The organism is Providencia sp. AGC89 (assembly GCF_053543535.1).
Map to the genome: position 1 here is coordinate 67,347 of NZ_JBIXLP010000089.1, position 17,927 is coordinate 85,273.

General features: G+C 41.9%; 16 protein-coding genes. 14 read left to right on the plus strand and 2 right to left on the minus strand.

Translation table 11 applies throughout. From position 1 onward, the window contains the following. Nucleotides 1–31 precede the first annotated feature (31 nt). Complete coding sequence (locus ACIPUA_RS18375; RefSeq protein ID WP_166685921.1) at nucleotides 32–931, plus strand: carboxylate/amino acid/amine transporter; 900 nt, start codon at nucleotides 32–34, stop codon at nucleotides 929–931. On the opposite strand, the gene metR is transcribed toward ACIPUA_RS18375, so the two are convergent. Beyond that, nucleotides 816–1,772, minus strand: a complete 957-nt coding sequence (gene metR, locus ACIPUA_RS18380) for an HTH-type transcriptional regulator MetR (RefSeq protein ID WP_042848842.1) — start codon at nucleotides 1,770–1,772, stop codon at nucleotides 816–818. The two genes, ACIPUA_RS18375 and metR, sit on opposite strands and share 116 nt — an antisense overlap. Nucleotides 1,773–1,880: 108 nt before the next feature. On the opposite strand from metR, the gene metE reads away from it, so the two are divergent. Together metE and ACIPUA_RS18390 are read left to right on the plus strand one after the other, a co-directional pair. After that, nucleotides 1,881–4,154, plus strand: coding sequence for a 5-methyltetrahydropteroyltriglutamate--homocysteine S-methyltransferase (gene metE, locus ACIPUA_RS18385; RefSeq protein ID WP_166685922.1), 2,274 nt, complete (start codon nucleotides 1,881–1,883; stop codon nucleotides 4,152–4,154). 172 nt (nucleotides 4,155–4,326) lie between these two features. After that, nucleotides 4,327–6,018: a carboxylesterase family protein gene (locus tag ACIPUA_RS18390; RefSeq protein ID WP_449059992.1), complete on the plus strand. Its 1,692-nt coding sequence runs from the start codon at nucleotides 4,327–4,329 to the stop codon at nucleotides 6,016–6,018. A gap of 61 nt (nucleotides 6,019–6,079) precedes the next feature. Here ACIPUA_RS18390 and ACIPUA_RS18395 read toward each other — a convergent pair whose 3' ends face one another. Beyond that, complete coding sequence (locus ACIPUA_RS18395; protein WP_048608635.1) at nucleotides 6,080–6,469, minus strand: YidB family protein; 390 nt, start codon at nucleotides 6,467–6,469, stop codon at nucleotides 6,080–6,082. 392 nt (nucleotides 6,470–6,861) lie between these two features. Between ACIPUA_RS18395 and ltnD the strand changes: the two genes are divergently transcribed. The 11 genes from ltnD to rmuC all read left to right on the plus strand — a co-directional run bounded on the left by ltnD (nucleotide 6,862) and on the right by rmuC (nucleotide 17,915). After that, the gene (gene ltnD, locus ACIPUA_RS18400; RefSeq protein ID WP_042848839.1) at nucleotides 6,862–7,770 is read left to right on the plus strand and encodes an L-threonate dehydrogenase; all 909 of its coding nucleotides are present in this window, start codon (nucleotides 6,862–6,864) and stop codon (nucleotides 7,768–7,770) included. Then, a complete protein-coding gene (gene otnK / locus ACIPUA_RS18405) occupies nucleotides 7,767–9,044 on the plus strand; it encodes a 3-oxo-tetronate kinase (RefSeq protein WP_449059993.1) in 1,278 nt (425 codons plus the stop codon). Before ltnD ends, otnK begins: the two co-directional genes overlap by 4 nt. Further along, nucleotides 9,037–9,678, plus strand: coding sequence for a 3-oxo-tetronate 4-phosphate decarboxylase (otnC, locus tag ACIPUA_RS18410; protein ID WP_166687282.1), 642 nt, complete (start codon nucleotides 9,037–9,039; stop codon nucleotides 9,676–9,678). The genes otnK and otnC overlap by 8 nt, the downstream gene beginning before the upstream one ends. A 10-nt stretch (nucleotides 9,679–9,688) precedes the next feature. Beyond that, nucleotides 9,689–10,468 carry a 2-oxo-tetronate isomerase gene (gene otnI, locus ACIPUA_RS18415; protein ID WP_042848836.1) on the plus strand — a complete coding sequence of 260 codons (780 nt, stop codon included), beginning with the start codon at nucleotides 9,689–9,691 and terminating at the stop codon, nucleotides 10,466–10,468. Between the two features lie 12 nt (nucleotides 10,469–10,480). After that, a complete protein-coding gene (locus ACIPUA_RS18420) occupies nucleotides 10,481–11,248 on the plus strand; it encodes a DeoR/GlpR family DNA-binding transcription regulator (RefSeq protein WP_042848835.1) in 768 nt (255 codons plus the stop codon). A gap of 63 nt (nucleotides 11,249–11,311) precedes the next feature. Continuing rightward, nucleotides 11,312–12,271 (plus strand): D-erythronate dehydrogenase, encoded by a 960-nt coding sequence (gene denD / locus ACIPUA_RS18425; RefSeq protein WP_210831394.1) that lies wholly within the window; start codon nucleotides 11,312–11,314, stop codon nucleotides 12,269–12,271. A gap of 10 nt (nucleotides 12,272–12,281) precedes the next feature. After that, nucleotides 12,282–13,658: a GntP family permease gene (locus tag ACIPUA_RS18430; protein ID WP_042848833.1), complete on the plus strand. Its 1,377-nt coding sequence runs from the start codon at nucleotides 12,282–12,284 to the stop codon at nucleotides 13,656–13,658. Nucleotides 13,659–13,948: 290 nt separating this feature from the next. Then, on the plus strand, nucleotides 13,949–14,707 hold the full coding sequence (udp, locus tag ACIPUA_RS18435; protein WP_042848832.1) for a uridine phosphorylase: 759 nt from the start codon (nucleotides 13,949–13,951) through the stop codon (nucleotides 14,705–14,707). A 277-nt stretch (nucleotides 14,708–14,984) separates the two neighbouring features. Next, nucleotides 14,985–15,767 carry a tyrosine-protein phosphatase gene (locus ACIPUA_RS18440; protein ID WP_166685925.1) on the plus strand — a complete coding sequence of 261 codons (783 nt, stop codon included), beginning with the start codon at nucleotides 14,985–14,987 and terminating at the stop codon, nucleotides 15,765–15,767. 149 nt (nucleotides 15,768–15,916) lie between these two features. Beyond that, complete coding sequence (locus ACIPUA_RS18445; RefSeq protein WP_042848830.1) at nucleotides 15,917–16,447, plus strand: DedA family protein; 531 nt, start codon at nucleotides 15,917–15,919, stop codon at nucleotides 16,445–16,447. 112 nt (nucleotides 16,448–16,559) lie between these two features. After that, complete coding sequence (gene rmuC, locus ACIPUA_RS18450; protein ID WP_048608629.1) at nucleotides 16,560–17,915, plus strand: DNA recombination protein RmuC; 1,356 nt, start codon at nucleotides 16,560–16,562, stop codon at nucleotides 17,913–17,915. The last annotated feature ends 12 nt before the right edge of the window (nucleotides 17,916–17,927 follow it).

The following is a 17,927-nucleotide window of genomic DNA, read 5'->3' on the forward strand; positions in this document are numbered from 1 at the left end:
ACCCCTTAAGTTTGAGACAAAATACAGCATTATGTGGTTACTTGTTATTACGACGCTGCTTTGGGCAGCGTCTTTTAGTCTTATAGGCGAATACCTTGCTGGCCAAGTTGACAGTTGGTTTTCGGTATTGGTGCGTGTTGCACTTGCTTCGTTAGTTTTCTTACCTTTCTTACGTTGGCGTCAATTTAGCCTCAAGGTGATTGCTCTGTATATGGCGGTAGGTGCTTGCCAACTTGGGGTGATGTATCTTTTTGTATTCCATGCCTATCAATACCTAACGGTAGCTGAGTTTTTACTTTTTACGGTATTAACGCCGTTATATGTGACGTTGATTTATGATTTGTTAGAACGACAACCACTCCGTAAAGGTTACTTATTTAGCTCACTACTCGCTGTAATTGGTGCTGCTATCATACGTTATGATCACTTAAGTGAATCTTTTTGGTTAGGTTTACTCTTCGTGCAGTTAGCAAATATCTTTTTTGCTATTGGGCAGGTAGGTTATAAGCGGTTGATGGAAATACACCCTATTCCTCAACATCAGGCATTTTCATGGTTTTATCTGGGCGCTACGCTAGTTGCACTGATTGGCTGGTTGTTATTTGGCAATAAATCAATGATGCCAACGACAACGCTTCAATGGGGGGTATTATTGTGGCTTGGCATTGTGGCGTCAGGAATTGGCTACTTTATGTGGAACTATGGTGCCACAAAAGTTGATGCTGGAACCCTTGCTATAATGAATAACATGATGGTTCCAGCAGGGTTATTAGTGAATTTTGCTATTTGGCAACAGCACCCTGATTGGTTGAGCTTTACCATAGGATCGAGCTTGATAATTGCTTCTCTTTGGGTGCATAGGCGTTGGATCCTTTCGCGCCCTTTACATAAGACAGGTTCTCCACAGCATGATCCGTCGCGGTCGCAGTAAAAGCCTCAATGGCTGGCTGGCGCTGCTCCCCCTCACGGCAAGCAGCGTACAGTCGGCTCCATAAACCACTCCCCAGTGTTTTTGTTTTAATCAGACCTTGTTTTTCAAAGGAATCAACCGCCCAGTGAGGGAGCGCTGCTATCCCCATTTTTGCTGCAACCATTTGAATTAAAATTAATGTGTTATCTACATTTTTTACATTGGGTGAGACCCCAGCTGGTTGTAAAAAATGACGCCAAACATCAAAGCGATCCCGTTGTACTGGGTAGATGAGCAGGGTTTCGTCTGCCAAGTCATGGGGCTCAATATACGGCTTTTTGGCTAACGGATGGTCATTGGAGACAATCAGTTTCACTTCATAGTCAAACATAGGTGTGTAGTGTAGGCCTTGCTCTGCCAATATGTCAGATGTCATCACGATATCTAATTCCCTTGAGAGTAACTCCGGCTGGGGGTCGAAAGTGACACCTGATTTAAAATCAACGCTGACTTGTGGCCAAGTTTGCCGAAATTGTTGCAAAGCAGGGGTTAACCACTGAATACAGCTGTGACACTCAATGGCAATACGTAATGCACAAACGCCAGGTTCATTACATACGCGGATCGCATCTTTCACTAATGGCAAGACTTGCTGTGCGAGTTGCAGCAAAACTTCGCCTTGTGGTGTGAAACGTAATGGTTGGCTTTTGCGAATAAATAGCCGAAAACCTAGTCTGTGCTCTAAATCACTAAACTGGTGAGACAGGGCCGACTGTGTCTGGTGCAAGTGGGTCGCCGTTGCAGCTAATGAACCGTATTGGCTGAGCGCTTGCAATGTTTTTAAGTGTTTTAATTCGATCATGAAAAACCTTCACCGTGATAATGAATAATTTGCGCTTGTGCTTTATACAGTACCTGTTGATTATAGATGTGTAAACATCTAGACGGCTAAATATTTTAAGGGGTCAATATGTCTGTTATAAATCATACGCTTGGGTTTCCACGTGTTGGACTAAAAAGAGAATTAAAACGTGCACAAGAAGATTATTGGGCAGGCAAGATTGACCAGGCTGCTCTATTAGACGTCGGTCACGTATTACGCGTTCGCCATTGGGAACAACAAAAAAATGCGGGAGTTGAGCTATTACCTGTTGGTGATTTTGCTTGGTATGACCAAGTACTGACAACCAGCTTACTATTAGGAAATGTGCCTCCGCGTCACCAAAATGAAGATGGTTCAATTGACTTAGATACACTATTTCGTGTCGCTCGTGGTCGTGCACCAACGGGAACACCAGCCCCAGCAGGGGAAATGACTAAATGGTTTAACACCAACTACCACTATATCGTGCCAGAATTTCAAAAAGGGCAAAAGTTCGCATTATCATGGACGCAATTATTTGATGAAGTGGATGAGGCATTAGCGTTAGGTCATAAAGTAAAACCTGTGATTATTGGCCCTATAACTTACCTATGGTTAGGGAAAGTTAAAGGTGGAGCCTTTGACCGTTTATCATTGCTAAATGAATTATTGCCTGTTTATCAGGAAATTCTTTCACGTCTCGCAGAAAAAGGTATTGAATGGGTACAAATTGATGAACCTGCTTTAGTGTTAGATTTACCTGCGCAATGGCAAGAAGCGTATCAACAGGCTTATCAGGCGCTATCGGGTAACACAAAATTGCTGTTAACCACCTATTTTGATGGTATTAGCCACCATTTAGATTTAATTAAAAGCCTCCCTGTTCAAGGCTTACATGTTGATGTTGTGGCAGGCGCTGATGATATTGAAGAGCTACATAAAGCGCTACCCGCAGATTGGGTATTATCACTCGGTATTATCAATGGGCGTAACGTATGGAAGGCCGATTTAGGTGAAAAATTCTCACGGGTGAAACCGTTATTAGGTCAGCGTAATTTGTGGGTTGGCACCTCATGTTCATTACTGCATAGCCCCATTGACCTGAATGATGAAACCCGTTTAGATACAGAAGTGAAAAGTTGGTTTGCTTTTGCAATACAAAAATGTGAAGAACTCGCTTTACTGACAAAAGCGCTAAATCAACCAACAGAAAATCATATTGCTACACTAGAAACATATAGTGCGCCAATCCGAGCTCGCAAAACATCAACTAGGGTGAATAACGCGGCGGTAGCACAACGTTTAGCGGCCATTCGTGATGGTGATACACAACGTAGTAGCCCGTATTCACAGCGTGCACAGCGTCAACGTGAGCGCTTTAACCTGCCATTATGGCCAACAACAACCATCGGCTCTTTCCCTCAAACCAGTGAAATTAGAACATTACGCTTAGATTTTAAAAAAGGTAATGTGGATAAAACTTATTACCGCACCAATATTAGCGAGCACATTAAACAAGCGATTAAAGAACAAGAAATTTTAGATATTGACGTGCTAGTTCATGGTGAAGCAGAACGTAATGACATGGTTGAATATTTTGGTGAACATTTTGACGGCTATGTTTTCACCCAAAATGGTTGGGTGCAAAGCTATGGCTCGCGCTGTGTGAAACCCCCTGTCATTATTGGCGATATTAGCCGCCCAGAGGCGATTACAGTGGAATGGGCAAAGTATGCTCAATCGTTAACAGAAAAACCGGTTAAGGGGATGTTGACAGGCCCTGTGACGATCCTCTGTTGGTCTTTCCCTCGTGAAGATGTTAGCCGTGAAACGATTGCGAAACAGATTGCGTTAGCATTACGTGACGAGGTTGATGATTTACAAAAAGCGGGGATTGGCATTATTCAAATTGATGAGCCTGCCTTACGAGAAGGTTTACCACTGCGCAGAGACGAGTGGGCAGATTACTTAAAATGGGCGGTTGATGCATTCAAACTCAGTGCTGCAGTTGCACAAGACAATACTCAAATTCATACCCACATGTGTTATTGCGAGTTTAATGACATCATGGATTCCATTGCTGCATTGGATGCGGATGTGATCACCATTGAAACATCACGTTCGGATATGGACTTGCTAGACGCATTTGAGACTTTCCATTATCCAAATGAAATTGGGCCTGGGGTGTATGATATTCACTCACCAAATGTGCCAAGTGTGGAATGGATTGTCGCGTTGCTGAGAAAAGCGGAAAAACGAGTTCCTGTTGAACGTTTATGGGTTAACCCTGACTGCGGATTAAAAACCCGCGGTTGGTCAGAGACTCGTCAAGCCTTAGCCAATATGGTTCAAGCAGCAAAACAACTGAGAAGTGAGCACTAAAAATAAAGTCAGTAAGTGACAAAGGGCAGGGGGAACCTGCCCTTTTTTATAAAATTAGCACAAAATTTAACTTTAATAATTTAAAAATGCGGTTATATATTTCAGTTACTCTTTGTTGATAATAAAACTAAATGTGAATGCGATTTTTTGCCAAATTAATAGGGAAAACAATATGTTTAAAATACCAATGAAAAAATCATTGTTACAAACAAGTACAGCGGTATTTTTATTAATTTCTATTTGGAGTTCATCGGCTTATGCTATTGACCACATTATTGAAACAACAAATGGAAAAGTCCAAGGTAGTACACAACAGTCGTTAGTCACATGGACTGGTATTCCTTATGGTAAAGCTCCTCAAGGGGAGTTGCGTTGGAAAAAACCAGAACCAGTGAGCCAGTGGTCTGAAACGTTTGATGTGACTAAGCCTGCTCAAAATTGTATTCAAACTAGCCAGTCAGGGGCGATAGGTACTGAAGATTGTTTGAATCTTAATATCTATAGGCCTGACGATAATCAGAAAAACCTCCCTGTTTTGTTTTACCTACATGGTGGAAATAACCAAACAGGGACTTCAGCCGAATTTAACCCTCAGTTGGTTGCAACGGAACTAAATGCAGTGATCGTTACCGTCAACTATCGTCTTGGCGCACTCGGTTTTAACCCTCTTCAAGCACTTAACACAGGGGATAAGATAGAAGACTCTGGAAACTACGCGTTATTAGACATTAAGCTTTCACTGGATTGGGTAAAAGAAAATATTGCTGCATTTGGTGGAAACCCAAATAACATTACCGTTTCCGGTTTCTCTGCGGGGGGACGAGATGTTATGGCAATGCTGATCTCCCCAATATTTGAGAACTCATTCAATAAAGCGATTGTATTTAGCGGAGGAATGACAACGGCAAATAAAAACCAAGCAGAACAAATTTTTGCTGACCGATTAGCCAAGTTAGTGGTTCGAGATAATAAAAAACCAACACTAGATTTAGCGAAAGCGTGGCTTTTAAGCGGCTCACCAGATGTTAAAGCGTATCTTTATCAACTCCCAGCCGCAGACCTAGCGACGTTATTTGGCGATGCTGGCATTAGAATGTCACAGTTTCCACACCTGTATCGGGATGGGGTAGTACTACCTAAAAATGGTTTTGAAACAAACGCATATCACTCAGTCCCCATTATCATGGTCACTGGGCAGGGGGAGTTTTCTTTATTTGCTCGAGGTGATAAGCGCTTTGCGGGGGCAATAGCAGATGGCTCATTAGCGACGAATACTCGCCTTTTGAATCAATATGATTTTGCGAATAAATATGGCAGTTTGTTTTATAGCCTGTTTAATGTGAATCAATCGGCCCAAAAGATGTACCCTCATTACAAGGCACCGATTTATGGTGTGGAATTTAGTTTGGGCAGTGATGAAGTTGTGACGGGCAGCCAACTTGCCCCATTAGGTTCTTTCCATGGTATTTTTTTGGCACTGTGGGATAAAACAAAGTTTAGCCCGTTCACTCAAGAATTGGTTAAATTAGAGGGGACGAAAGATGTCAGACAGAAATTTAATGGCTACTTAGCTAATTTTTTATTGAATGGTGTACCATCGAATAAAGGCCAAATTGAATGGAAGCCTTGGTCACCAGAAAATGAACAAGCAGGGGAATCATTACTTGTTATTAATGCAAATAAAATAAAATCAATTATTTATATGAGTAATAAACCATATCAATACGATGATGTTGTTGCTTTGATTGAACAAGATAATACGGTAACCCCAGAAGAGAAACAGCAAATAATAACGCAAGTACTTAATGGGCGTTGGTTCAGTGAGCCTTTAGATAAACAGTTTTCTCACAAAGAAACGCAATAGCGTTTTGCTGTCCATAAAATGGTTGATAAGCCTAAAATAAGGTTTATCAACCAGCTAACGCTTAACCAAAGAGTTTTGATTTCAGAAGGTTCATACCAATGGAGGCAAGATCCAAGTTTTCTGGAATTTCTCCATTTGGTGTCGCATTATCGACGAGTTGCGGAAGGTATTTTGCCACTAAATCTGAAGTTGACTGTGCATCAAGGCCGACACTTTGAGCGAGTTCTTGGATATTAACATTGCCAAATACTTGCATTAGCTGGTTATTATCGATAGGCAAGTTCTCACCTTCACTAATCCAAGATGCAATAACACCGCCTAACCCTTGCTCGTTAAACTTTTCAACAACACCGCTTAAGCCCCCTTGGTTTTCAAGCCAATCGATGACTGATTGAAATTGTTGCATTTTATCGCCAGCAACCATTCCCATTACTTGTTCAAATAAACCCATTTTAACTCCTCACAATATGTCAGCTAATGCTTAACAGCTATAGATATAACCCTAGTATGGAACATGACACTAAAAAAGTAGCGGGTTATTTTGGTCGATTTAGCCTTAAGGTCAATAAAAATAACGTACTGAGGACAACTTAGCCTAAAAATATATTTTTCAGCATATTGTAGTGGGACAAATAAACACAACCAGCATCACATTTTTTATCACATTATCCTGTGAATGTCTTTGTAGTGATGTTAAATCATCAACTTATTGTTATTCAGGTGGTTACGTCTATTTTGTTTATTTTTTATATTATTCTTAATGTGACGTTAGTCATGTGTTTGTGAATTTTATTGTGTGAAAATTCACAACAGTCACGAAGATTAACAACATCAGGGGTCATTATGGGAAATTTCGTTAATAATATTGGCGTTATTGGCCTTGGTTCCATGGGAATGGGGATAGCCCAATCTTTAATAAAAAATAATATTTCTACCTATGGATTTGATTTAAACCAAGATGCTTGCCAACGCCTTCTTCGCACAGGGGCAAAAGGCGTTGGGCAAGATGCAGCAGAATTTGCTCATCTCATTGATGCTTTATTACTGGTCGTTGTTAATGGTCGTCAGGTTGAGGCTATTTTATTTTCGGGTGAAAAACCACTCGTGGAGCAGCTACGTCCAGGCACCATCATTGTTTTACACAGCACCTTAGCGGCTGAGCAAACCAAAAGCATTGCTCAACGCCTTGCTGAATACCAGTTACCTCTGGTCGATGCGCCGATTTCAGGGGGCTCCATTAAAGCAGCGGATGGCAAGTTAACCGTTATGGCATCAGGAGCACCTGTATTATTTGAAAAACTATCACACGTGTTCGAAGCAATTTCTGAACGTCTATATCGTGTGGGTGACGAAGTCGGTTTAGGTTCAACAGTAAAAACGATCCACCAGCTATTGGCTGGAGTGCATATTGCGGTTGCTGCGGAAAGCATGGCCTTAGCATCCAAAGCGGGTATTGACCTAGCGGTAATGTACGACATTGTGACTCATGCGGCTGGGAATTCATGGATGTTTGAAAACCGTATGCAACATGTATTAGACGGTGATTATACCCCGAAATCCTCCGTCGATATTTTTGTGAAGGATTTAGGGTTAGTAATGGAAACGGGGAAGGCGCTAAATTTCCCATTACCACTGGCAGCCACAGCTCACCAAATGTTTATTTCAGCTAGCAGTGAGGGGTTTGGGCAGCAAGATGATAGTGCTGTGATCAAAACATTTAAAGGTATTACTTTACCGGAGAAAAAAGCATGACAGTGAAGTTAGGTGTGATCGCCGATGATTTTACCGGTGCAACTGATATTGCAGGTTTTATGGTGCAAAACGGTTGGAAGGTAGTTCAATTATTGAATGAACCTGATGAAAACACAGTGATACCACAAGGTGTTGATGCAATTGTTGTTAGCTTGAAAAGTCGTTCTTGCCCAGTGGATGAAGCAGTCAATGCCTCAGTGAATGCATGCAATTGGTTGAAGAAAAAAGCCCAGTGCCAACAAATTTTCTTTAAATACTGCTCGACATTTGACTCGACAGAAAAAGGAAATATCGGCCCAGTCACTGATGCATTGATGAAACAACTCGGTACGACTCTCGCATTAGTTTGTCCTGCGCTGCCCGTTAATGGTCGAACCGTAGTTCATGGCCACTTGTTTGTTAATGGTCAATTGCTCAATGAAAGCGGTATGCAGCACCATCCAGTTACGCCAATGACTGATGCAAATTTATTACGGGTGATGGAAAAACAGTCAAAAGGTAAGGCGGGTTTAATCAAACTTGCTGACATCCAACAAGGTAGCGAAGCCGTTAAGGCACAATTAACTGAATTAGCCCAACAAGGGGTGAACTACGCCATTGTTGATACCTTGACGATGGATGATCTGTTACCTATCGCACAGGCAGTAAAGACTATGCCTCTATTGACCGGGGGGTCCGGTTTAGGCGCCGCATTAGCAAACATTGATAGCCAATGTGCATGGGGTGAAAACAGCGCTCGAGGTGAAAAGCCAACGGGAACAACTCGGAAAACGGTGATTTTATCAGGTAGTTGCTCGGTTATGACTAATAAGCAAGTACAGGCTTATCAAAAAGTTGCCCCAGCAAAGGCCTTAGATGTTGGTGAATGTTTAGCTAACCCTGAGTATGCAAAGTTGTTAGCTACTTGGGTACAAGAACAGCAAGGTGGAGGGTTAGCACCTTTATTATATGCCACTCAACCACCTGAATTACTGAAAAAAACGCAAGAAAAATACGGTGCAGCAGAGTCCAGCGCAGCAGTTGAAAATGTGTTTGGAGAGGTTGTGAAGTTACTTCAATCACAAGGGTATGACACCTTTATTATTGCTGGTGGTGAAACCTCAGGGAAAGTAGTTCAAAGCCTAGGTACAGAACAATTAAGTATTGGTTCACCAATCGCCCCTGGTGTTCCATGGGTACAAGATTTAGCAAGCGGTAGCTGGTTAGCGCTGAAATCAGGTAATTTCGGCCAAGAAAATTTCTTCCAGCTTGCACAGGAGATGTTTAATGAGTGATGAAAAGGCGCTGCGCCAAGAACTAGTCGATTGGGCTAAGTCAATGTTTAACCGTGGATATAGCAGCGGTGGTGCAGGAAATATTAGTGCTCGGTTACCTGATGGGTGCATTATTGTAACACCCACAAATTCAAGCTTTGGTGATTTAGACCCAAACAGATTGAGCAAATTAGATGCCGAAGGTAACTGGATAGACGGTGATAAACCAACGAAAGAAGTGTCTATGCATATGGCGATGTATTTACAACGCTCTGATTGCCAAGCGGTTGTCCATCTTCATTCCCCTTGGTTGACCGCATTATCTTGTTTGCCGGGGTTGGATACTAAAAACTGCTTACCGCCAATCACTCCTTATTACGTGATGCGAGTAGGTAAATTACCATTAATTGAGTACCTACCTCCGGGGGATGACCGTATTGGTGAGGAAATTGCCAAATTGGCACCGACCCATAACGCGGTATTGTTATCGAATCATGGCCCCGTAGTGGGAGGGAAAACATTAAGACAAGCATTCTTTAATACTGAAGAATTAGAAGATACTGCTCGTCTGTACATCACCTTACGCCCACACGGCTTTACAACATTAACGCAAGAGCAAGTTGAGCAGCTCGAAAGTCGTTATCCACAAAAGTAAGGAAACAGAAATGGCTAAATTTGCGGCAAATTTAAGCATGATGTTTAACGAAGTGCCTTTTATGCAACGTTTTGCAAGTGCAGCGAACGCAGGGTTCAAAGGTGTTGAGTATCTTTTCCCTTACGAAGAAGATGCTAATGCGATTGCCGGTGAACTCAAAAAATACAATTTAACTCAGGCTTTATTTAATATGCCAGCAGGTGACTGGGGAGCGGGAGAGCGCGGTATGGCTTCTATTCCGGGTCGTGAGGCTGAGTTTGCTGAAGGCGTACAAACTGCATTGAAATACGCGAAAGCGTTGGGCTGCAAGCAAGTGCATGCAATGGCGGGTAAAGTGGATGAAAACTTCACACTTGAGCAGCAAAAAGCGTGTTTTATCAAAAACATTCAACATGCTGCGGATGTTATGGCAGAACACGGTATTCGTGTACTGATCGAGCCGATTAATACTCGTGATATGCCGGGGTATTTTTTAACGACTCAAAAGCAAGCCGAAGCGCTATTACCTGAAATTAACCGTGAAAATGTCTTTATCCAGTTAGATTTATATCACTGCCAAATTATGGAGGGTGATTTATTGAAAACGATTGAGCGTTTATGGGGCAAGTTTAGTCATATTCAAATAGCGTCAGTGCCATATCGCCATGAACCGGATAGTGGCGAAGTTAATTATCCATGGATTTTTAAAAAATTAGATGAAATGGGTTACGAAGGTTGGTTAGGATGTGAATATCACCCTGCTGGCCGTACCGAAGATGGGTTAGGCTGGTTAAAACAAGCAAATTCATAATGAGGAAAACCTATGCTTCCTTCTGAGCGTCGTGATTTTATTTATCGTTATGTGCATGAGCACCAAACTGTTTCAATTAGTGATTTAGTTGAGCTAATGAATGTTTCGCATATGACAGTACGACGTGATATCCGCATGTTGGAAGAAAAAGGGAAAGTAACCAGTGTTAGTGGTGGCGTTAAATTAAATGATGCACTACGCCAAGAGCTCCCTTGGAGTGAAAAAGCACGGTTGCATCACCGTCATAAACGTGAAATTGGGCAGTTTGCTAGCTCATTAGTTGAAGATGGGCAAGTTGTGTATCTCGATGCTGGGACGACGACCTTTGAAATTGCACGAGTACTCGGTGAGCGTTTTAATTTAACTATTGTCACTAATGATTTTTCTATCATGCAGTATCTGATGAATAAGTCACAGTTAAACCTGTATCACACCGGGGGGCAGGTAGATAAACGTAACCATTCTTGCGTAGGCAATACCGCGGCAATGATGCTGCAAACGTTAAATGTGGACATTGCGTTTATCAGTACGAGTTCATGGGATATACAGCATGGGGTTTCGACCCCACATGAAGAAAAAGTTCAGATAAAACAGACTCTACTTGATGTTGCTCGCCGTTGCGTGCTGGTTTCAGATAGTAGTAAGTTCGGCAAATATGGCATGTTCCGTGTTTGTCCATTGAATCAATTGCACGACATTATTTGCGATGACCAACTGCCAACGGATGTCGTGCAACGGATAACAGAACAAAACATAAAACTTCATTTAATCAAGACATAAAACATAAATAATCTTACCTAGAACTGCATAGCCAGTTAAAAGGCTATAGCAAGGAGAATTACAATGAAAGTTATTATTACTGGTGGCGCAGGCTTTCTGGGCCAGCAGCTAGCCGCTGCTTTGCTTAAAAATACTCAGGGCTTAAATTTTGACCACCTTGTTTTAGCCGATATTCAGTGCCCTACAGCACCCATTGAGGATGCACGAGTCAGTTGTGTTGCGTTAGATTTAACACAGCCAGGTGCGGCCGATAAACTGATTGATGCGCAAACTGATGTGGTTTTCCACCTAGCAGCTATCGTCAGTAGCCACGCTGAAAGTGATTTTGACTTGGGTATGAAGGTTAACTTCGAAGCAACTCGCCAATTATTGGAAGTTGCACGTGCCAAAAACCCAGCAATCAAATTTATGTTCACCAGTTCGCTAGCAGTGTTCGGCGGAGAATTACCTGAGGTGATCACTGATTTATGTGTGGTTAATCCTCAATCTTCTTATGGCGCCCAAAAAGCCATGTGCGAGCTGATGGTCAATGATTATTCACGTAAAGGTTATGTGGATGGGCGTGTTATGCGTTTACCAACCATTAGTATCCGTCCAGGTGTGCCAAATAAAGCCGCTTCTTCATTCGCGAGTGGCATTATTCGTGAGCCATTAAATGGGATTGAAAGTGTTTGCCCTGTCTCTCCTGATCTCGCTTTATGGTTATCCAGCCCTGAAACAGTTATCAATAATTTTATCCATGCTGTCAGTATTCCAGCAGAAAAATTTGGTAAATCGCGCACAGTCAATCTGCCGGGGATCACCGTTACTGTACAAGGCATGATTGATGCACTGTGTGAAGTTGCAGGGCAAGACGCTGTTGATCTTATCCGATTTGAACCAGATGAAGCTATTAATCGTATTGTGGCTAGCTGGCCGGGTAAATTTGATATCAGCCGTGCTTTGGAACTTGGCTTCCGTGCAGATGGCTCTTTCAGTGATGCGATACGCTCGTTTATCACTCACCATGGCGCATCCAAGTAGGAGATAAACTATGTCCTATATTCCTGTTATTGGCCTCGCGGTGGCCATATTTGTCCTGATCTTTTTAGTATTACGAACGCGTGTTCATGCGCTGTTAGCGATGCTAATTGCTGCTGCAATCGCAGGTATTTCTGGTGGATTGACAGCAGCAGAGACAGTGACAGTAATTACGAAAGGCTTTGGGTCAACACTCGGTAGCATTGGTATTGTTATCGGACTCGGGGTAATGATGGGAAGGGTATTGGAAGTTTCCGGTGCCGCTGAACAGATAGCCTATAGCTTTATCAAATGGTTAGGTAAAAAACGCGAAGAGTGGGCATTGGCAATTACTGGTTATATTGTCAGTATCCCTATCTTTGTTGATTCTGCTTTCGTCATCTTATATCCATTGGCAAAAGCACTGGCAAAAAACGGTAAGCGCAGCATCTTAACATTAGGAGTTGCACTTGCTGGTGGGCTCGTTGTTACACACCATACTGTTCCGCCAACACCAGGTCCTTTAGGCGTTGCAGGTATTTTCGGTGTTGATGTCGGGGCGATGATCCTTGCTGGGATGAGCCTTGCTCTCCCCTGTGTTATTGGTATTGTTTTTTACGCAAAATGGTTAGGCACTAAATATCCTGAGTTTATGCCAGATGAAACGGGCAGCGAAGATTTAAAAGAAGTTCATGCCCGTTACATGGAAGAAAAAGCAAATAAACCATTACCAAGCTTATTTTTATCATTATTACCGATTATCACGCCAATTTTGCTGATCTTTATTAATGCAATTAATGGCTTGATTTTGAAAACAGCACCATTCCAAGGTATGGAAGGCAATTGGTATTTCCAGACTTTTGAATTCTTAGGTGCGCCGATTATTGCTTTATCAATAAGTGTATTGATCTCTGTATACACATTAATGCCAAAAGCAACGAAAGAAGAAGTCATTGACCGTATGGAAGAAGGCTTGCAATCGGCGGGGATCATCCTATTAGTTACTGGTGCTGGTGGTGCATTAGGTGCGGTGTTACGTGATAGCGGAACAGGGAACATTCTTGCTGAGCATGTTGCTAACTTGCCTATTACACCTGTATTAATTCCGTTTATTATCGCGACATTGGTTCGTTTGATCCAAGGCTCTGGTACAGTTGCAATGATCACAGCAGCATCTATTTCTGCGCCGATCATTAGCCAAATACCCGATATTAACTTATTAGTTGCGGCGCAAGCGGCAACAATGGGGTCTCTGTTCTTCGGTTATTTCAACGACAGCCTATATTGGGTTGTGAACAGAATGATGGGAATAAAGGACGTTAAACAACAAATTATTGTTTGGTCTATCCCTACCACTATTGCGTGGGGTATAGGTTTAGTTGGTGTCCTTATCCTTGATGTAGTTCTCTAACATAGCGTTATTATTTTTAGTTCTGCCAAATAATCAAAGCGCCCAGCTATTAGGGGCGCTTTTTGTGGTTATGACAAACTTTCATCTATACTGGTATCAACGGATTTTAAATAGACATAGCGCAAATGTTAATTTGTGATGAATATCACTAAATAATGAAATCAAGTTTTTATTGTTTTCATTAAAAGTGACGCTTATCACTAAAAGTTAATGGTTTTCTCGCTATATTACTAGTTACGATTAATCAGTGATGACTGATTTAATGATGCCATTGTGTAAAGGAGTTTGAAATGTCTGACGTTTTCCACTTAGGTTTAAAGAAAAGTGACTTACAGGGTGCAACTGTAGCGATTGTTCCTGGGGACCCTAACCGTGTTGAAAAAATTGCACGTCTGATGGATAACCCTGTACACCTTGCATCATTGCGTGAATATACCTCTTGGCGTGGTGAGCTCGATGGAAAAGCGGTTATTGTGTGCTCAACAGGTATTGGCGGCCCGTCAACATCTATTGCGGTTGAAGAACTCGCTCAGCTAGGCATTCGTACTTTCTTACGTATTGGTACAACAGGCGCAATCCAAGAAGATATTAATGTTGGTGATGTATTAGTCACAACAGGTGCAGTACGCTTAGACGGTGCTAGCCAACACTTTGCGCCATTAGAATATCCAGCAGTTGCAGATTTTAATTGTACTAATGCTCTTTACGCTGCGGCAAAAGATGCAGGTGCGACAGTACATGTTGGGGTGACGGCTTCTTCAGATACCTTCTACCCAGGCCAAGAGCGTTACGATACTTATACCGGCCGTGTTATGCGCCATTTCAGAGGTTCAATGAAAGAGTGGCAGGACATGGGGGTAATGAACTATGAAATGGAATCGGCGACATTGCTCACTATGTGTTCCAGTAGCAAAGGCTTACGTGCAGGTATGGTTGCAGGCGTTATTGTTAACCGGACCCAGCAAGAAATTCCAAACGAAGCGTTACTGAAAAAAACGGAAGGTAACGTACTAAGCATTGTCGTTGAGGCTGCTCGTCGTCTGCTATAGTCAATAATTTACTGGCTCGCTTACTGAAATTTCACTCGGTTGTGGATGTAAAGTAGGCGAGCTTAGTCTCCGCACTTTCTTCCTGTATTCCCTCATTTATATTTTTCCTATAAATTTAGTAATTGCTAACAATTTACAGTGAATAATCTGATCCCCCTTATTTCGTAGATCTGTTATTGTCATAAAAACAATTATCAATATTATGTGCCCTCAAATTATTCAGGATGCATTTATTTTTGTGATCTGAATAAAAGCTGTGGGGCTAAAAGGAATTATTATGTCGACAACACCTTATCTTCACCCTTCAGTACTTCCTCTTAAAGGGGGGATTAACTTCCGCGATCTTGGCGGGAAAAAACTTCCTAATGGCAGCAAAATTAAACCTGGTATGCTATTTCGTTCGGGGTCATTAGACCGCTTAACTCAAGAAGATGAATCCGTTTTACATTCACAAAATCTTTTTCAAATTATTGATTACCGTGATGAAGCTGAAATTTTAGATAAGCCTGATGTGATCTGGGAAGGGGCTCATTATATTCATGCGCCAGCGAATCCTTTAGCTAAGGAGGTTTCGGCTAACTTAGATAAACTGACCCCAGAAATATTAGAACAATTTGACCCACAAGCTTTTATGTTCCGTCTGTATGAATTATTACCGTTGAATAACCCAGCTTATCATCAACTGGTGAACTTACTGCAACAACCAGAGAAAGGTGGAATAGTCCAACATTGTGCTGTCGGGAAAGACCGTACCGGCGTTGGTTCAGCATTAGTCCTCTTTGCGCTCGGGGCCGATTTGGAAACCGTTATGGAAGATTATTTATTGACCAACGAAACGCTAGCACCTTATCGCAAACATCTTTTAGCAGAGCATGCAAAAACGATGAATGAAAACATCGTTAAAAAGTTTGAGTATGTTTATTCCGTGCGCGAAGACTTTCTAATGACTGCCTTAAAGAGTATTGAAAGTCACTATGGCAATGTTGATAAATGGCTAGAGAAAGATTTTGGATTGGGGGCTGGCCAGCGGGAAGCACTGCAAAGTCATTTTCTTGATTGATCTATCTTAAGTGACGACGAGTTGTGGAAATTGCGCCTTATAAATTCCATAACTCGGTTAATTGATAAGGATTTTTTGCTTCGTTTAACTTTGATTTATCACATTTTCGTTACTGTAATAAAGTAAATCAATGATGATAGGGGATTGCTTTGACGCTTAATGAAATCGTTACCCTTGTAACCGACTTTACTCGTGAAAATGAAATATGGGCTCTTCCTATTATTTTCTTTCTCGCGTTTGGTGAGTCATTAGCATTTTTATCGCTACTTTTACCTGCAACAGTCATTTTATTAGGGTTAGGCGCTTTAATTGGTGAAAGTAATATTACATTTTGGCCAATATGGCTTGCTGCCGCTTTAGGGGCATTTTTTGGAGATTGGCTCTCTTATTGGTTTGGTTTTCATTATAAAGAGAATGTTCGCAAAATGTGGCCGATTTCCCGTAACCCGCAAATGATAGATAAAGGGCATCGTTTTTTTGACCGCTGGGGGGTATGGGGGATTTTCTTTGGGCGATTTTTTGGCCCTCTACGTGCGGTTGTTCCCCTTGTGGCAGGGATTTGCGCGATGCCACAGCGTCATTTTCAACTGGCAAATATTGCTTCTGCGATGATCTGGGCATTTGGCATTTTGGCACCGGGTGCACTCGGTCTGAAGTGGTTTGCAAGTTGGGTAGGCTAAGCAAAGCTTGCGAAATGCTTCGCAAAATTTTCTCAGTATATGTAATTACCTCTGGACACTTATACAGTATCCAATTACCTTACACTGGGTTTTGTAAAGTAAGGGTGTAATCGTGGATACCTCTCTTTTATATGCAGTTATTGGTGTGTTGAGTGGCATTTTAGTGGGTGGCTTAGCAACGTGGTTTTCTATTGCTCAAAAAATAGCTCACAAAGATCAAGAGCTACAACAAATCAATCGGCAATTGGCGGCAAGTGACGAAAAAAGTATTCATCTTGCTCAATGGAAAGCAGAGTACGACAGGCTTGACCAAGAATTGCGCACACAACGGGATATCAATCGGGAACAAGAAGCCGAACTTCGTGAAGTCATTACCCGTTTTGAACAAAATCAGCTCGCAAATGAAGAAAAACAACGTATTTTACAAAACAGTGAACAACGATTGACTGCGCAGTTTGAAAATTTAGCAAACCGTATTTTTGAACAAAATGAACGTAGGGCGTCGGAACAGCAACAAAAAAGTTTATTGGCAATGTTATCGCCTTTTCGTGAACAACTAGAAGGTTTTCGCCAACAAGTTCAACAAAGTTTTGGTGAAGAAGCGAAAGAAAGGCATACCTTAGCGTATGAAATAAGGCAGTTGCAGCAGCTTAACAATCAGATGACCAAAGAAGCTGTTAACTTAACCCGGGCACTTAAAGGGGATAATAAAATCCAAGGTAATTGGGGGGAAACTATCCTCACTCGCATTCTTGAGGTTTCCGGTCTGCGGGAGGGAAGCGAGTTTGAAACCCAAGTCAGTGTCAATACAGGTTATAATACTCGCTATCAACCCGATGTTATTATTCATCTTCCTGAAGGTAAAGATGTGGTTGTTGATGCAAAAATGTCATTGGTTTCCTATGAACATTATTTCAATAGCGAAGACCCGCACGAACAACAACAAGCGCTAAAAAATCATGTTGCATCCATACGCAACCATATGCGTATGTTGAGTCGAAAGGATTACCATCAGTTACCCGGAATACGCTCTTTAGACTATGTTCTAATGTTTATTCCTATTGAACCTGCGTATTTGCTTGCTTTAAAGGAAGCTCCTGAACTACTTGATGAAGGAATAAAACAGAATATCATGTTGGTTTGCCCGTCCACGTTATTAGTGGCTGTGCGAACTATCAATAATATTTGGCGCTATGAGCGACAAGGGCAAAATGCCCAAGAAATTGCAGAAAGAGCTGCAAAAATGTATGACAAACTACGCTTGTTTGTGGATGATATGCAGGTTTTAGGCTCCAGTCTTGATAAAGCGAATAATACTTACCTGTCGGCAATGAAACGTCTTGCACAAGGGCGAGGTAATTTAATTAGTCAGGCGGAAAGTTTTAAAGAGCTAGGGGTAGAAATTAAACAACCTATCGCGCCTCAACTTATTGAGCGCTCAGAGGCATCTAATTGTGCGGAATCTTAGACTTCTGATAGG

Excerpts from the sequence above, each read along its gene's own strand:
- ACIPUA_RS18395 (WP_048608635.1), bottom strand. The coding sequence starts at position 6,469 with ATGGGTTTATTTGAACAAGTAATGGGAATGGTTGCTGGCGATAAAATG.
- ACIPUA_RS18430 (WP_042848833.1), top strand. The coding sequence starts at position 12,282 with ATGTCCTATATTCCTGTTATTGGCCTCGCGGTGGCCATATTTGTCCTG.
- metE (WP_166685922.1), top strand. The coding sequence starts at position 1,881 with ATGTCTGTTATAAATCATACGCTTGGGTTTCCACGTGTTGGACTAAAA.
- ACIPUA_RS18390 (WP_449059992.1), top strand. The coding sequence starts at position 4,327 with ATGTTTAAAATACCAATGAAAAAATCATTGTTACAAACAAGTACAGCG.
- ltnD (WP_042848839.1), top strand. The coding sequence starts at position 6,862 with ATGGGAAATTTCGTTAATAATATTGGCGTTATTGGCCTTGGTTCCATG.
- otnI (WP_042848836.1), top strand. The coding sequence starts at position 9,689 with ATGGCTAAATTTGCGGCAAATTTAAGCATGATGTTTAACGAAGTGCCT.
- ACIPUA_RS18440 (WP_166685925.1), top strand. The coding sequence starts at position 14,985 with ATGTCGACAACACCTTATCTTCACCCTTCAGTACTTCCTCTTAAAGGG.
- ACIPUA_RS18375 (WP_166685921.1), top strand. The coding sequence starts at position 32 with ATGTGGTTACTTGTTATTACGACGCTGCTTTGGGCAGCGTCTTTTAGT.
- denD (WP_210831394.1), top strand. The coding sequence starts at position 11,312 with ATGAAAGTTATTATTACTGGTGGCGCAGGCTTTCTGGGCCAGCAGCTA.
- otnK (WP_449059993.1), top strand. The coding sequence starts at position 7,767 with ATGACAGTGAAGTTAGGTGTGATCGCCGATGATTTTACCGGTGCAACT.
- udp (WP_042848832.1), top strand. The coding sequence starts at position 13,949 with ATGTCTGACGTTTTCCACTTAGGTTTAAAGAAAAGTGACTTACAGGGT.
- ACIPUA_RS18420 (WP_042848835.1), top strand. The coding sequence starts at position 10,481 with ATGCTTCCTTCTGAGCGTCGTGATTTTATTTATCGTTATGTGCATGAG.
- otnC (WP_166687282.1), top strand. The coding sequence starts at position 9,037 with ATGAGTGATGAAAAGGCGCTGCGCCAAGAACTAGTCGATTGGGCTAAG.
- metR (WP_042848842.1), bottom strand. The coding sequence starts at position 1,772 with ATGATCGAATTAAAACACTTAAAAACATTGCAAGCGCTCAGCCAATAC.